This window comes from Alteromonas nitratireducens (genome assembly GCF_040812025.1).
Classification (GTDB): Bacteria; Pseudomonadota; Gammaproteobacteria; order Enterobacterales; family Alteromonadaceae; genus Alteromonas; species Alteromonas nitratireducens.
Genome location: NZ_JBFNPK010000006.1, coordinates 137,310 through 153,591, shown reverse-complemented (window position 1 = coordinate 153,591; position 16,282 = coordinate 137,310). Strand labels below are relative to the sequence as shown.

At 44.1% G+C, this 16,282-nt stretch carries 12 protein-coding genes and 1 pseudogene; 8 read left to right on the top strand and 5 right to left on the bottom strand.

The features are described 5' to 3' along the window. Window positions 1–19: 19 nt before the first annotated feature. The 3 genes from AB1N33_RS07715 (at window position 20) to AB1N33_RS07705 (ending at window position 2,301) form a co-directional block, all read left to right on the top strand. Entirely contained in the window at window positions 20–550 is a 531-nt protein-coding gene (locus tag AB1N33_RS07715; RefSeq protein ID WP_411270969.1) for a DNA-binding protein, read from the top strand. 382 nt (window positions 551–932) lie between these two features. Further along, on the top strand, window positions 933–2,102 hold the full coding sequence (locus AB1N33_RS07710) for a GGDEF domain-containing protein (RefSeq protein ID WP_411270968.1): 1,170 nt from the start codon (window positions 933–935) through the stop codon (window positions 2,100–2,102). Between the two features lie 109 nt (window positions 2,103–2,211). Then, on the top strand, window positions 2,212–2,301 hold the full coding sequence (locus AB1N33_RS07705) for a PEP-CTERM sorting domain-containing protein (RefSeq protein WP_411271017.1): 90 nt from the start codon (window positions 2,212–2,214) through the stop codon (window positions 2,299–2,301). Here the strand turns inward: AB1N33_RS07705 and AB1N33_RS07700 are convergent. The 4 genes from AB1N33_RS07700 to AB1N33_RS07685 all read right to left on the bottom strand — a co-directional run bounded on the left by AB1N33_RS07700 (window position 2,284) and on the right by AB1N33_RS07685 (window position 9,755). Next, window positions 2,284–3,030, bottom strand: coding sequence for an RES family NAD+ phosphorylase (locus tag AB1N33_RS07700; RefSeq protein ID WP_411270967.1), 747 nt, complete (start codon window positions 3,028–3,030; stop codon window positions 2,284–2,286). The genes AB1N33_RS07705 and AB1N33_RS07700 overlap by 18 nt on opposite strands. After that, window positions 3,027–3,383, bottom strand: coding sequence for an MbcA/ParS/Xre antitoxin family protein (locus tag AB1N33_RS07695; protein WP_411270966.1), 357 nt, complete (start codon window positions 3,381–3,383; stop codon window positions 3,027–3,029). The genes AB1N33_RS07700 and AB1N33_RS07695 overlap by 4 nt, the downstream gene beginning before the upstream one ends. A gap of 267 nt (window positions 3,384–3,650) precedes the next feature. Continuing rightward, the gene (locus AB1N33_RS07690; RefSeq protein ID WP_411270965.1) at window positions 3,651–4,484 is read right to left on the bottom strand and encodes a hypothetical protein; all 834 of its coding nucleotides are present in this window, start codon (window positions 4,482–4,484) and stop codon (window positions 3,651–3,653) included. An 81-nt stretch (window positions 4,485–4,565) separates the two neighbouring features. Continuing rightward, complete coding sequence (locus AB1N33_RS07685; protein WP_411270964.1) at window positions 4,566–9,755, bottom strand: site-specific integrase; 5,190 nt, start codon at window positions 9,753–9,755, stop codon at window positions 4,566–4,568. A gap of 544 nt (window positions 9,756–10,299) precedes the next feature. Here AB1N33_RS07685 and AB1N33_RS07680 point away from each other — a divergent pair. The 5 genes and pseudogenes from AB1N33_RS07680 to AB1N33_RS07660 form a co-directional block, all read left to right on the top strand. Next, a complete protein-coding gene (locus tag AB1N33_RS07680) occupies window positions 10,300–10,782 on the top strand; it encodes a hypothetical protein (RefSeq protein WP_411270963.1) in 483 nt (160 codons plus the stop codon). A 534-nt stretch (window positions 10,783–11,316) separates the two neighbouring features. Next, entirely contained in the window at window positions 11,317–11,808 is a 492-nt protein-coding gene (locus AB1N33_RS07675; RefSeq protein WP_411270962.1) for a hypothetical protein, read from the top strand. 223 nt (window positions 11,809–12,031) lie between these two features. Further along, a complete protein-coding gene (locus tag AB1N33_RS07670; RefSeq protein ID WP_411270961.1) occupies window positions 12,032–12,784 on the top strand; it encodes a hypothetical protein in 753 nt (250 codons plus the stop codon). A gap of 198 nt (window positions 12,785–12,982) precedes the next feature. Continuing rightward, window positions 12,983–14,314: a hypothetical protein gene (locus tag AB1N33_RS07665; RefSeq protein ID WP_411270960.1), complete on the top strand. Its 1,332-nt coding sequence runs from the start codon at window positions 12,983–12,985 to the stop codon at window positions 14,312–14,314. Between the two features lie 116 nt (window positions 14,315–14,430). Continuing rightward, a pseudogene (locus tag AB1N33_RS07660) lies at window positions 14,431–14,532 on the top strand (transposase); the annotation flags it as partial. Between the two features lie 50 nt (window positions 14,533–14,582). Here AB1N33_RS07660 and AB1N33_RS07655 read toward each other — a convergent pair. Next, window positions 14,583–15,656 carry a hypothetical protein gene (locus AB1N33_RS07655; RefSeq protein WP_411270959.1) on the bottom strand — a complete coding sequence of 358 codons (1,074 nt, stop codon included), beginning with the start codon at window positions 15,654–15,656 and terminating at the stop codon, window positions 14,583–14,585. Window positions 15,657–16,282 lie beyond the last annotated feature (626 nt).

Genomic DNA, 16,282 nt, shown 5'->3' with positions numbered 1-16,282 from the left:
AAACATATAGGACGACACTATGGCGCGTCATCCCGAAGTTTCAGAAAAAGAAATCATCCAAGCGGGTCAGGAGCTCGAGTCGGCAGGAAAAATGGCAAATCCCGGGGCAATCAGGGCACACCTTGGTTATCGGGGAGGATTATTGCGCATAAAGGAAATCTGGGAGTCTTTCCAACGGCGGAAGTCTGAATCGCTTCATGATAAGCAAGTTTTCGACATTGATTTTGAAGCGTTGCCTGAGGACTATGCGCAGAATGCGGGACAATTAATTACACGAGTCACAACTGCACTAGAGCAAATGACCATAGAAGCCTATATGCACAGTCAGCAGCTCTTTGAAAAAAGAATAAAGGCATTGGAAAAATCACACGCGGCGCAAATGGACACACTCAGGCAGGCAGAGATTGATGCTGACCGGTCAATCACAAATCTGGAGGATGAACTTGAACTCGCCCAGTCAGAAGCCAAGTCTCTGGCGGAGCAGAACGCCAAATTGCTGATTGAAAATGCAGAACTCAAAGGACGTCTATCTGCTTTTGAAAGCAAATAGCAGATTCGCAACTCTTATCGAACAGACGCTTCAATCTTGTGTACTCTAGATTCGTCATATGTAGTAGCTCATGTCTGAACTGTGCAGGTTGAGTCATCATCCGACAGGCAGCCTTAGAAGAAGCAGAGTACTTAACGAGCTTCAAGTCTGAATTATCAAAGTCGAGAAGTATTGATCTCAGCGGCTGATATGCCGATAGGAGCATGCTGATCGCATGATAACCCCCAGAATTTTATAGCCTATCCAAAGAATATGAAAGGCTCGTTAAAGGACTTTTTCATGTTCACTTTGATGAACGTGATTAATTGCAAAATATTCATTTTTACTTAACAATCAATCTGATTATATTTTTGTAGTTACGCCGTTAAAAGGAGTTAAGGCTGTGGACCACAATACGCAACTAGTCATGACTACAGTGGTAACATTGGTCATGTTACTAACGATGATTGGCACCTATCTGGTCAGCAGGAAAGAAGATTGTCTCGTAGATTGGATTGGCGCAGCGGCTGCGTTTTTCCTGAACAACCTTATTTCACTGCTTTATCATTTTGTTACGTTACCCACACTCCCCACTCTATTGGTCGTGAATCTGTTATTTGCCATGGGTCACGCATTACTGTTTAGCGGAGTGAGCAGAGTGACCACTGGGAAACCTGCCTATCGGGTATGTTTCGCAGCGACGGCCCTATTTTTTGCAGTTCATTTTTACCCAGGAGCTCTAGAGTCACCTGCACTACGTATTATTCTGTCGTCGCCGGTCGTCATTCTGCTCAATCTTGCTTCCATTATTTTGCTATGGCGGCATCGTAGTAGTGAATTAAAAGCAGCCTATATAACGATTATGGGTATTTTCGGCATCTACGCTTTCCTTTATGCGCTACGAGTGGCTGTCTTGGCATCAGGTAATATCACGCTTTCACTTCATGATAACGCGGCGCTTCTTTCCATGTACCTTGTGCTTGCCATAACTTTTTATTTTCTTATCACAGTCAGTTTTGCGTTTCTAATCGCGTTAAAAAAGGAAATGCAGCTCAGGTTAAATGCGATTACAGACCACCTCACGGGAATGCTCAACAGGAAAACACTCGATACCCTAGCTGAGAAAACCATCAATCAGGCAGCACGAAACAATGAGCATGTTGCCTTCATCGCGATTGATATTGACCATTTTAAAAAGATTAATGACAACTACGGACATGATGTAGGCGACGCTGTAATTAAGAAGGTCAGTGAGGCAATTAAAGAAGAAACACGTGACAGCGATGCCCTTTTTCGTTTGGGAGGCGAAGAATTCCTCCTGCTTGCAACGCTCAAACAGAAGGAAGAAGCCTCAGATCTTGCCGAACGCGTTCGAAACAACGTTTTCACGAGAACATTTCAAGTAAATAGCGATGAAATGAGTAATATCAGTGTGAGTGTTGGATTTGCAACCATCTCTGGTTCCGCAATCAGTTGGAAGGAAGCCTTGAAGCAAGCCGACCAAGCACTCTACAAGGCAAAAGAAAAAGGCCGCAACCAAGTGATACGTTGGACACAGGAGGCCTTAGTGTAAAGTTGGTTATCGTGGTCCTGTCTACTTTCTCTTTAATTGGACAGTTCTAAATTTTGAGTCCTCGCCGCTTTCCCGCACAGAAACTCCAGTACCTGGAGATGATGTCAATATTCCCGAGCCATCCCCGTTAGTACTATTACTACTTAGTCTGATTATGATCGTGTTCAGGCGCACATTAGTGCTACGCGGGCGAGGGTAGGGCCCCATTCACAAGGAAGTCCTCTATCCGGAACAGTATGGGAAAGCGTTGAGGGATCGAGAATCGCACTGTTCCCTCCACTGCATGAGTCTCACAAAGGACGTTGGTCATATTTTCCGGAGCAGGGGAGACAATGACGTCGATATTATCAATCGCCACGTTCACCCCCTGTTTCGTCCTGGCAGACTGAAAGCGAATGAGCTCCGCTCCCTGATTTCGTAGCCATGCACCTACTTTCTGGGTGGCGTTATAGTCTAGTTTGCTAGTCAGTATGGACTGCATGTCCTTGTCAGTGATCCTGGCCAGGTCCACGGCATTGGTGGTTTGAGCACGTACACTGAAATACTGGTGTTCACTGACTACCTTGTCCTGATAGGGCGTTTCCATCCCGTCAAATAACACGAACCGGTAGTACGCCGCTTCGGCCAAACAGGTTTCAACGTCTTCACTGGCATAATAAAAACTGTGTTCTGCCCGGGTGCCAAAGCGTGAGCCTTCTTTTAGCGGTGGGTATCGAAAGGGCGTTGCAATGAGGTAGTGGTAGCTATCGTAACCGTCACGGTTTGGCGGCTTATAGCCGTCAATGATGTCTTCCAGCAGGCTTTGCTCATTGAGGTCGTCCACCAACGTCAGCGTTGCCGCACGCTCCTGGGTTTCGACGATACGAAACACATCATTGTCATAAGAGCAAAATCCTCCCGCTTTTGCCAGACACGCCTCTGGAGTCATACTTTTGCTCTCATGGCATCCAGGTATTCATTGATGCTTACGAGGCCGGTTACGCGCATGACAAGTTCCGCGGGTACGCCGTTAAGGTGTTTGTTGCGTGTGGTGAACCAGTGCAGCATGGCGTTTTCGTCGCCACCCATTAAGGCATACAGTGACCGGTAGGCACGGATAAACAACACCTGAAGTTCATATTCCTTCGCATCTTCAGCAAAGCCGGGTTTGCGTTCCAGCGTTAAGCGGCTTTTGCCCAGCACCTTTGCTGCTTTTTCATGGCTCATGCCCAACGCTTTAGTAGCATTTTTGAAGGCTTTCATCACCACTGCACCTCGGTCACTGGCGGCTTGCGCACTCATTTTGCTCTCCGGTTTGATTGACTCTGTCTATAACTATAGTTCATTGTGTAAAGCTATACAATTTGATATCAAAATGTATTATTTTTATCATAAGACTTGGTGACGGTTTTAACGTTGCCGTCAGGAGATAAAACAGGTATCGGGCCTAATCCTGTGAAGTCGCCTGTAAGGTGTAGATGCCATCAGGTTCCTTGTAGGAATAATCAGTACCCCATGTCATATGAGCGCTATGCTTGTTCAGATACCAATTAATCCCGCCGTAAAGGACTAGAAATCAAACCGTTGCTGGTACGAGTCATCTTTATTAATGCTCTTCACATCTTTTATGTTCTTGTATTTGATCGTACGTCTATTGCATTTCAATGTGATAGTTACTTCAACCACTATGACAGCAGAGCACCGTTTATTTCCAATGCTATCGAGCGTCTCTGTTATGCTTAGATCAAACTTAACCTGCCTTTCTTTTTTTTGCCGGAACGAACCGTGAGCGGGGACAAAAATGTTGACGCAACCAAGTAACCAACAGGGTACGCTTATATATGCAACAACCGTCATCACTTCATTTTTTTGGACAGCTTTTTCAACGGGTAAAGGAAAAAACTCTATTTGACAGTTGGGCAATTTCATCACAAGTGGTTCAGGTAGCTTTTGCAAAGAGGCTAATAGTGTTTTGGCAAGTGCGTACTCCGCTCTTGAGTTAGTCGTAATAAAATGGTTATCAGCATCATCTGACGTTTCTAACAGATCTTGCTCAATGATACGTATTCGCTTGTCTTTTCCTGCCTGAAACTCTGAAGATAAACGTTGTAAAAACGCGGCCAGGGATGCTGCCGCACGGTGGGCTATCAATTCGTGTGACGCATTGCCCAGAGGAGGACAAAAGAGAAATGTGCTGACATGGTCTCCTTTCCTGTCTACGCCAGGCATTACTGACAACTCCGTTTGCACCCCGTGCTCATCCAGTTGGCGTTTTACGTAGTTTTTCGCCGCTTTTAAAACCTCTTCATATTGGCTAGTTTCATCAGCAGCATGCCTTATCCACGTTATATGATCGACAATAGTAGATGTGTATGACTCGAAAATTTCACAGAAAATAGCCATAAAGCACCTCTTCCAGTTTTTATCAAAAGTTGAAAGGCGCGACATTAATCGGACGAGTTTTCCTGACGTCGCTCTCTACAGCTAGTGTGTTAAAAAACGACGGTTCTGGGACTGTTGGTGCAAAAAAACTAAGAAGAGTACTCTGTGGCACAGTCTTCGTTTCTCCAGCATTTTGATTTTTATTACTATTTTTGTTTTTCGGTGCGCTTTTAGCTTTTCTGTCTCTACAATCGTTTCCCTGACTTCCAAATGATGTCCAGCGGGAATATGTCCAGCCCATGATGACAAGGTCTTGTTATCCGGGAAGTAAACATACGTTTTGCATTCGCCAACAATGCGTTCAAAAAGGCTTATGAGTTGCTCAAACTGTCGAAGGGTAGATATAGCGTTGCCTTCATATCTGGGTGAATACGACTTTCCCCAGAGTGACAGGCATTGCAGCATATCGGTGTGATAAAAGTCACCGGTATCAATGTCAGGCAGCGCTTTGTTTAGCCGTCGACATTCCTCTACCGGAAAAAGTCCTCCTCCGCTATTCGCTTCACCAAGTTTATAGCGTGTAAAGCCTGTTTCATTTTCCAGATCTGCGGCAAGTTCATAGATGGCTGTCTCCACTGCGTGCCCGGTATATAAAGGCTGTGATGGATCCTGTGATGTAAAAGAGCCTATTCTAAGGATCGAGTCAATATCCTGAAGTGAAAGGGTGTTTACTTTATTACTCTGGCCGACAAGCTGAATCGTTAATTCCGGTGGTACTTTTGTAAAAGAACGTGTATTCCTTTCTCGAGTGCCTTTGCTTGTCACCAATGCTTTTTTTTGTCTGAGTCGCTGCCTTCTTACACTGCCGTAAGCAACTTGCTTGCAATATGCCGCAGCCTTATCGGATAACGTTAGGGCGACTGCCTCAAGTGACATGTGAAGCAATGAGTCGAAGCAATGGCAATAATGAGTGAATGTCGTCTCAGGTAATGCATGCCCCATGCTTCTTGCTATCCCAAAGAGCCCATAAAAGTGGCCATTAATTTGTTCACTGCCTGATGTCACCCATTTTGCGGTTTCGGTATGGAAAAAGTGTTGTACCGCATTGGTGGCCTTGGTGTGACGAAAATGGTGAAAGTGTAATTGATAATCTCCCGTCAGGTTTTTCAAAAAGTAGTGAATGGTCGATCTTATGATTTGTGGCGCCAGCCTTTCTCGGCCAGCGCCCAGCGTTGTGTGAGCAATTGAAGCTAAGTGGTCTTCTCTTTTAGCGAGGTACTGTACTTTTTCTAATCGCAGTAACAGGCTATTTTCTATTTCATTGATGTCTCCGAAGGATAAAAAGCGCGGAGCGTTTTTTGTTTTTCCATTCCGATAGATATTGTTTCGCATATTGACATACAGTCTGTCAGATAAAATAACCACATCGGAATAAGTCAGTCCGAATGCTTCGTTAAACCGCAGACCGAACCGGTAACCCAATAAAGCCACCATCATCGTGATATCCCGTTCAATCGTTGACAACGAAGGCTCGAGATAAATATGTTTGAGGAGGGCTGAATATTCAGACTCTGTGACGTAATTTGCGTCTACCAGGGAAGCATACTTGCGAATACCAAGCTCGGCATAAATAGGACTAAAGTCAATCTGCACGACATCGAAATATTGGACAAGCAAACTATGGAATTGGCTGAAAACATTGATAAGTTTGGTGAGATCTTTTCGCTTTGATGTCCGGAGTGCTTCGATATACGTGTTTTGCCAGAATTCTTCATCTTCGGCCAGTAAATTCTGAGGCGTGGACAGTTTAATAAATGCGTTGATTAAGCTTTCCGTGTAATCGCACACCGTACTGTACGCGGGAGTCTCTGTTTTCTTGGTTCCGTATTCCACGATATGGAGAAGAAACGCACCGCACAAACAGCTCACCGTATCCCAGGACGAGGCCTGCAAGCTGTTTCGGACTAATTCTGCCAAATGGGTCTTTCGTTTCGTGTCGACATTTTTGTTTTCCCCAAAAGGCAGCAGAGATACCGCTTTCTTATGCTTTATGAAAAGTTTCTTAAACTGGCTTGTCGTCTTTGTTTTATTAGACGGCAGCAACGATAAAGTCCGGGGAAATAGCAATCTCGAATTATCCTCTCGCACATAATGAGGGTCGGCGTCTGGTAAAGCCTCGCCTTTTCCAATTCGCTTAAGTGTTAATGCGGGAAGTGGGGTGGTTTGTAGTTCGCCCGTAGCATGACTGAAGAGGCTACCTGCAGCGGCAACGCGCAATATTGAAGTGGATAAATAGCTCAGTTCACTATACGGTGAGCTGGTGTCAATATTCATTGTGTTCAGCAAAGAGCAAAGCGCCGATTCGATTTTTTTCTCACTAAATTTTTCACGCCCATTGAGCCGACTGTACCCCGAGAGTAACATGCGAGTAACGCTATCAATCTGCCATCGGTACTGAGCGCCATTTGAAAGTGCAAAATTAATATGCGTATCAGTGACACAGTTGATGGGTGGTGATGACAGTTTTGCCGCTAGCGCTTTTAAGTGCTCAGGGACTGCAAGTCCCCCATTTAGTGCTGCTGAGAAAACCACTTCCGCTATCCTACGCGGTTTATCTGGTTTAGCAGACTGCTCAGAATGAGTTAAGTAGCGCGCAAAGCCTGCTTTGGTATTGATTCCTATTTCATAATCCTTGGCAATTCTCTCAGCAATTGGGCATTTCTCGGTAGTATAGAAACCACCGGAATTGCTTTTACCTGTCCCATTTCGTTTCTTTCTTGCTCTGATGTAACGCGCGAGGCGGCTTTCGCATTGTAAAGAAACCACATCACTGCCTGACCGCTTCTTCAGCGATTTAGATAAGGATTTGAGTTGGGCAGTACTCAGGGTGTTAAAGTGGCGTACGCCAAAAAGCGCTTGTACAGCATTCTGTAGGGTATTAAAGGTGTCGCGCTTTTGAGCTTTTCTCGTACTTTCCCTCATTTCGGGCCCTAATGCCCTGATTGGTAAACGGTGGTTACTCAGGCCGTCGGGTATTTGCGTTGTCTCTCTAATTGGACTAGGTGTGGCCTGCCAGTTGTACCGATGAAGTAACGCCTCTAAATGTGGTGACAATAACTGGGTAAATTGCAAAATACTGAGCGGGGAGTTAATACCAAACGAGTGATGGTTACTGTAGTTGTGACCTAACTGGATTTTTATGAGTTCACCTGATACATCACGTCTAAAAAGCTCCGTAGCCAATATTTTTCTGTGAATATTGGCCGGGTAAGAGCCTAGAGCGCGGAGCCTTTCTTTAAACCACGATTCGGTGATTGATTGGATGCCTCCGGTAGCACCGTGACTGAGCGTAAAAAAATAGGCAATCTTATCCTCATGAGCTAATGAGTTCTTTAAGCCAATACCCAGCTTTTGGTGCCCGCTGTCAAAAAGCTTTGAGGGGAGAACAGACAGGTATTTATCATAAAATTCAATTTGTTTTACAGCTGTCTCACACAGGCTGGCAACACGCCATTCCCACCCTGGTGTTACCACTTTATCTGACAATACGACAAACTGTCCGGACGAAGAAAAATGAAAGCGTGATGCGAAAGGATCCAGTACCGCTCGGTGACCGGTGGTAATAAAAAGTAGCATCAGCGTGTAAAACGTGTAGGCGTTGTGGAGTTCTATGATATCGCCGCTCGCTTTTGCGCTTTTTATGGCCTCAGTCGCATTGCTTTGCAATGAAAAAAGCGCGTCAGCAGTGGGGTAATAACAGCCGGCCGAAGGTTTTTCATCCGTGTCACCGACTTCAGTTGACAACGGGCATACTGAACCTGCAGAGGAGTACTCCAAGCGTTGAAGTGCCAGACAATAAGTTGTTGATAATGCAGATGGTGAATGGGCAAGGTAATAACTAATTGGCGGTGCCAGGTGCTTCTCTTTTCCTGCAATAAGAAAAACCATGCTCTCAGTTCCGGTAAGTAGTTTCAGTTCAATGGGCAGTGCTGCTGGTATTAAACCTTGCCGAATTCTTGAAAAACCGGTCTGCTTCCTGACCTTTTTGAAAAGTCGCTTCTTAACTTTTTCAAGATCTTCTAGAGAAAAAGGCAGTGATTCATGGAGGGACTTACCTTCCTGGTAAACGTTTACCAGCCAGCAGGCCAGATCGGGCGGCAAGTCAAAGCAATGTGTTTGTGCGAGTGGCAACCAGCCCTCGGTCTCAGTGGGTTGATAAGCGTTTTCAGGGAGTTCTAATTTTCTTCTCAGTCGTCCCGTTGGTGTGATGTCAGCGTTGGCACCAAATTGCAGTTTTAAAACCCGGGAAAATTTTTGCCCAGAGCAATACATCAGCAGGGAAATGCCCGCGACAACTCTGCTGGCCAGGTCTGAGCCTGACAAGCACGAGGTAAAATATGAGATAAAAGCCTGCTTCTCTTGCTGTGTTAATCGGGTCTTGAAGTTAGACGAGAGTGTCGCATGACGGTTGACCCATCGCCGCGTTTTTGTCGGTAAGGTGGGTGGTAACTCGAAGACAGAATTTTTGGTATGGGCTATATTTTGTTCTGTTTGAGTTGCAGATGCAGGCCACTCAGTGGATTCATGATTAGCGACAGGTGATTCGCCAGAGAGCAATTCGTCCTCACTGGCCATCGAACCGCCAGCCGGAAGTGTGATTTCAGTCGAGCGGGTGACTTCCCGGGTCGCCTCTAGCAAATCTTTCAATGCACCCAAAAATTGAAATTTCGCTGTATCTAATTCTGTTGTGTTGAGTTTGTTGTTTATGTCGCTTAGTAACTCCCTTTCGTCCTTTTTATTTTCTAAATAAGCCAGACGTTTATAACTCTGGTGTTCCTTTGACAGAGCTACCCGTAAATCTCTTGCCACCCCTTTCAAATTGTTATGATTGTTAAGTAGCACTGCACACAGCAGCAGTGCATTTATCCACATTTGTTCGCGGTGATATTGTGGAGGGGAGGGCATCAAGAAGTAGGCCGGTACAGGATATTGGGTCATTACTCCAGCAAGAGGGTTTTTGTGATAAGAGGGCGTGAGGCTCACATCCTGTGCTTGATAGTGATCTATCACCTGGCCTAAAAGTGTTGATAGCTCTTTTCTCTCTTTGTTTAAGTCACCCGTCCACATCAAAGAGTAATCAACCGCGTCCTTCAGACGAACCGCTAAATCAAACCTGTAGGCAAATTTGCTGTCGATACCCAGCCTCTCGTCCAGAGCCTCGGCAGCTTGGTGTAGCTCAGGTGATACGCAGGCTGAGTAAGGTAGATTTACTATAGTGATGGAATCCCTCATTTCCTCTTCTCTTGTTATCTGAAAAACGGCCTTTGTTGATTAATGTGTAAAAACAGCGGAGAAACGGGTTTGAGGTTTTGGGAAAAACAATTCGTGGCTACGTCTGAGCAGACTGTTAAGAAGTTGTCGCAGTTGCAGCTTTGAGGCGTCATGATATTTATCTGGCTAAAGACACCGAAAAGAGGAAATAAATATGGAGGCCTGGAAGATATGGGGGCTTGCGGCACTACTGGTAGTGCCATTCGTTCTGGCTGCACTGACTACATTTTTTTATCCAATGGACAGATCAACAGGAAAGCGTCAGTGGCGGTTTAGGCGAAAACAAGATAAATAAAATGCGCTATGCATTTATTAGCAGGTTAAGCAGGTAGGGCTTTCGAACGCTTCTTTAATATGGGAGAAAGCCTTGCACTGAAGCATGGGGAATAAATGATACCCAGCGTTTTGTACTGAATGAGTGGATAGAGTTAATTCCTGCAAGGGGGTAGCAACATAAGGTAGTCCTTTGTGTTCAAACGAATTATTCGAAAAAACGGTAAGGCTTATGGTCAAAGAAAGTAATAAGCAACAAGTCTCTGAAGGCAAAGAAGAACCAAGGGTAGATTTTTCAGAACAGGCTGAAGCCTTGAACACATATTCAACTGCTCAATTGTTACAAACAATTTTTGCTCAAGATAAATGGCTTACGGCAAAAGAAGTGAGCGAGAGAGCGGGCTATGCCGGAATTAATCCGTCCAGTCAGCCAAGCAAATGGAAAAGATCTGGAAAAGTCTTTGCATTAACCTGTCAGGGGAAAAGCCGATTTCCAAGTTATGCGTTCGGTGATGACGGTAAACCAGTAAAAGCGCTCTCTGAGATAATTCGCATCTTCAGGGATGCCGGGCGTTCTGATATTTCATTAGCTTTGTGGTTCATATCTATAAATAGCTGGTTGTCAGGCTATACAGCTAAATCAATGCTCAAAAAGTACCCTGATGCTGTCATCGGTGCCGCTCACAAAGAAGTTTTGGGTTCTGGACATGGTTGACTGTTGTTAGCATCCAGCGCAAAAAACTGCAGCTTTCTGCGCAGGACGAATCGCCGAAATCGGAGCGAAGCTATACAGGGAAGTAATATCCTGGCGGCGATTACCAGAAGTTGCTCACGTGTTTGAATTTATAGAGTAGAAGCAGAGTGAGTGCTGCTGGTTATTCTGCTGGCAACGGATCATGCGGTGGCTTCTTCGACGTTCTAAAAGATGCGCATCTACTATCGACAATACCGAACTGAGATGTGAGACCAGAGCTTTGAAATATTCGATGGTTCCGTTATCCACGTTGACGTTTATAGCAAACCGTCCGTGAAAATGGGGGAGAACCGGCCGTTGGTTTTGGCTGCTCTGAGGCATTCTTTAGCTCAATACATATTTTTACGGGAAGGTACTGGTGACGGCTCAAGCAAAACAGATGAATAAAAATGCGTTGTATATTTTTTTAAGCTTAATCCCAAGATAGGAGTTTTTTTACAGAGTAAGTAGTAAGTGCCTTAGGGCGCTACCTCAAACCTAATCTGGGAGAAAATTATGCAAAAATTCGAGTGGACCCATGTGTCAGATGCGTTTTTGAGAGAAAATTGGGTAAGTATGCGAGTCGTAGATATTGCAACAGCATTGGGTGTATCAAAATATGCTGTTTTGAGAAGAGCAAGAACCCTGGAGCTGGATAAAAAAGGAAATATTGGCGCTACAAGACCTAACGACTACGCATGGACCTGCGAGCAAGACGGTTATTTGAAGAGCAATTATTACATTCAGACAAATGAAGAATTAGCTGAATACTTTAATGTATCAGTGCAGGCAGTCATGCGAAGAGCAAAAATGTTGGGCCTGAAAAAAAGCGCAGGTGTGAAGCACCATAAATGGTCAAGTCATGACTTACGTATTCTTATTGACAGGTTTTATCAAGGGGTGAAGCTCACTGATATTGCTAGCGAGTTAGATGTTTCTTTGCAGGCTGTGAAACGTAAACTTAAGTCCGAAGGATTTTCTCGGCGTAAGAAAATGCTGGAAAAATGAATGGGGAAGTGGACATCAATACTAGTGACATTGGAATGTCGTTTGACCATTGATAGCCAAAAACTACCTCAACGCTCTTCCCACTACAGCCCAAAAAAATAAGCAAATAAAACATTGGGTTACAAGAACTCATAAGATTTATTCCTCGCAACTCTTGCATTACATTATCAATGTAATCTATATTTAGGTTACATTATCAATGTAACTTTATTTGGAAGCAAACATGTCCTTGAGTATCAAAGTGAATGAAATAGTACATAATCCTCCGTTCTCAGAGTTGGACATCATGGAGATGGCTTTCTATGTCAAACAGACTGTACATCGATATTTAGATCTCATAAACATGGGTTACCTGGAAATGGAGCATACTTTTGCTCAAGAGGAAAATGACACCATCACTATCCAATTTAACCAAAATAACTCAGAGCATGTTGAATATGCGAACACAACGCTGTACCGCAACCTATTAAAAATCTACCAGTTCTGCTTTGTCGAAAAGGATAAAGCAGTGTTCGTTTCAGATAAAAACAATACAGACATGTTCGAAGGTTTAACAATGGGAGGGATGAATGATTTCCTATCTGAGACCCTATCTCCATGCCTAAGCTATCACTCTCTATCAGAGAATGGTGTGATGGATGACTATTACGAAGGTGACAAAATCCACAGATTGTTCATTGCCTTTTTTGCCCATCTAAAGCTTCACTTCGGTTCCCTATTGGATAGCGGCAACTGCCCAAGTTTCGAGATGCATCACCAGAATGTCTATCGTCTGGGAGTTCATGAAGAGCACTTTAGTTTTAGAGAATTGACAATGTTAAGTGGCTACCAAACTGAACGCGCTATTAGAAATTTGGCGTCTCCATCAACGCCAGAGCATAGGCGTATTTCGGTAATCAAGGAAGGACGACTCACATATATAACTTTCGAAGAAGCGACGCGATGGCTGCGTGCAAATAGTCGACTGGAATTTTAGAAAAAATGCGTTGATACCCCAGCGGGCGGTGGGGAGCAATAACACCCGCAACCGAGCCTCAACTCTCTCGTTGTCTATGGAAAGTGATATTACCTACTAATGCGGTAGCGAATGGGGGTTACCACATGAAAAGTGACACTTCTGAGGTGATCGGCTGACGGCGGGAAAGACCGCATACTTAACCTTAAGGAGCTTAATGTGAAATCCAATTATTTTGAGCAGTTCAGGGACAGCATAATTAATTATGTGAAAGGGACACCTTTTACAAAGGAACTGCATATTGATAGCAGTAATGAGACTGACGTTTATTTTTCTCCATTTGACTCCGTTAATAAGGATGCAAAAATTTGCATCATAGGTATTTCACCTGGCTCTACTCAAGCTGACATTGCTAACTGCTGCGCCCGAGATGCACTTAATAAAGGCGAGTCTTTGACAACAGCATCTGAAAAAGCAAAAGTTACGGCCAGTTTTTCCGGTGCACTAAGAAGTAATCTAGTGGCACTTCTAGACCACGTGGGCCTGACTCAACATTGGGGTTTGAACTCAGCAGAACAATTATTTTCGTCTGAAACACATCTGCTCCATAGTACATCAGTGTTTCGTTACCCAACTCTTCTTAACGGGAAACCTATTACCTCGGCCAAAAATGCTCTCAAGCAGCCACTATTGAAAAAAATGGTAGACAGCTACTTGTTATCCGAATGCTGTGAATTAGGTCGTGACACACTTTATATCCCTTTGGGAAACGGTGTTGAAGAGGTCTTAAATTATCTCGTGACAAGAGGCGTGATTGAGTCGAATCAGATTTTATCGCACTTACCACATCCATCCGGCGCAAACGCAGAACGAATTGCTTACTTCCTTGGAAAAAAAGAACGAGATGCACTGTCGATGAAAACAAACCCAGTATCTATTGATAGCTCGAAGGCTAAGCTTTTTACTCAACTATCGAACCTTGGTGTTACAACTCCTACTGAGCGTGGTACTCAAAAAGAAGGGAGCATTTACTCATCAAAACAAGACTTACCGATAGTTCGTCACAGCCAAATGAAAAGCCGTACCAATACTTCCAAGAATGGGGTTAAACATACTTTCCGTTCAGTTTTGGTATCCCCTAATGACGGGTTTATGCTTGAAAGTGTGGAACGCCAGATAAAGGAAGAACTAGCCAAGATAGGTCTCAGTGTCAGACCCAACAAATCGAGAACATCTAAGGAATTAGCCATTCTCAAAGGTGAAAAAGTTATTGCTTACATCAGCAGAAAATCTGGGTTAAAAAACGGCACTCTAACCCTTAGTGTTCATCCCAAAGCAGCTCGTAATCTGGACCGTCAGATTGGCGGAATTGATGGGGTGTCCATACACCAAAGAAGAGGGTCGCGGTATATTTCAAGTTCGAACTACAGTGGTTTTAATAGTAAAGGCTACTGCCCGCAGTTTAAAACGAACGAACATCAAGCCGCTGCATACAAAATAGATGTTTCAAGAGGCTTTTCTGGTCTTAGGTTGTTGCTCAATGAGTATTAAGAATAAAACAGTTGAATATCAGCATATGAAACCCTATCGGAATGGTTTGACATTGAATCGCCACTAAGTTCCTAGACACCTCTTAGTTAGATAAACTAACTGAAAGAGAGGTGCTTATGAGCGGTAAACGCTACCCCGAAGAATTTAAGATAGAGGCGGTTAAACAAGTTGTTGATCGCGGTTACTCGGTTGCTGATAAGGCCAAGCGACTTGATGTGCCTAGTGTGCTAGGGGAATTCCAGTCATTTGGGTTCAGCCCCGTTTTAGTTTATAAAGATGACATAATTGGCTGAATGTCAGTGGGCTTACTATCCAGCTCAATAACTCTGTCTACAAAACCTTCTTCTAAGTTATTCCGCTTGTTAAAGCCATACACCTTTCCGTTATAAAAAATGCGTTTCATTTGGCGCGTATCGATAGCCATGAACATATAAGGGTTGGAATAAATGCCGTTATACAAGCGCTGCGCCATGGGCGTCATCAGCAGGTTTTGCGCATTGGCTGGCTCTTCAAAGGTGAATCGATCTGCAAAGTTTTGCTCAGAAAATTGGATTCCACTTCCTTGTTCGTTTTCAGGAAGTCCATAAATACTTACTAAGAACCCTCTGACCATCGCGTTGTTGCTGTACTGTGATTTAAACCCGAGAGCGATATCGCGAATGGGATCTTCCGTTGCCTGCCAGATGTTTGGGTGCAGATAGAAAACATAAACTTTCTTTTGGGTATACCCAGGCATATTCAGGTTTGTCACATCGATTTCGTAGGTGCCACTGAACTCATCACAGTGTGAAGAGGCGCATCCCATAGTCAGGTTATGCTCACTGACAAAACGGTCGAGTGACGACTCAAGCTGGTCGTGCAGGAACCGACGGGCCTCATCGGGAGAATCTATTTTGATGTCGTCAACCAGTGAGGGGGCGAACCCTCTTTGCACAATTACCTCCTGCTCACCAGAGAAGAGATCTCTTCCCAAATTGAACGCCAGGCTGCCCATTGAAAAAAGCGTACCAAGCTTACTGTTTACTGAACCTGAAACTGCGTCGCCAAAAAGGTGTGACATGCCGATGCGGGAGACTTCATCGTGCTTTTGCAGTTTTTCAACATCGTTGATGATGGCAGGGTCCGCTGCATACGCTTTATAAACCTCACGCATGTCTTCGCCCTGCGTTAAATCTGACGCCAGAACACTGATACGCTTTCTCTCCAGCGTATCTGTTATGACTGTTCCTTCGCGCTGAACGTTGATATCAGATACTGCTGTACTTTCGCTGGTGGATGAGCAGCCTATAATTATTGTTGTGGAGATGCCGAGAATCATTGCACTGAGATGACGAAAATCCATATTCATATTCCTGAAATTGCGCGTTTAAACAGCGTGAAAAACAATCCTGCGACGAATAATAAATCCTTTTACATTTGAAATGAAGCTAATCAACCAATCTGTTCTCAATTCTTTCAAAAAGTTCGTAATTGAGATTTTAAAAACTTCGCTTAAATTTTATATTTTGATTAGGACTAATTTTTTGGTATTTTACCTCGGCGCTAGGGTCAATCTCGTGACCAGGATGTGACCATAACGATAGAAAATTGTAGACACAAACTGAGATATGAACGTTTCTGTGTCTGAAAAAGTAGGCGTTAATCGTTACAAATTGATATCGCTAAACTTTTTATAAAACAAGTGCTTAGGGTTTTATTTCGTCACTTTTCGCCGTTTGCCGCCAAATAAAACCTCTATTTACGACAACATTTTTAAGGCTCTCCGGAGGCAAAGGTCATAGGTTCGAATCCTATCGGGTGCGCCAGATAAATTAAGGTCTTAGCTGAAAAGCGAGGCCTTTTTTTATGCCCGGTGACCAAATGGTGACCATATTGTGACTCATCTTGTTTTTTCTAATCAACTAGCACATAGATTTTGACCCTTGCCCTAAGTTCCTTTTCTGGTAATGTGCATTACACGCTGTTTAC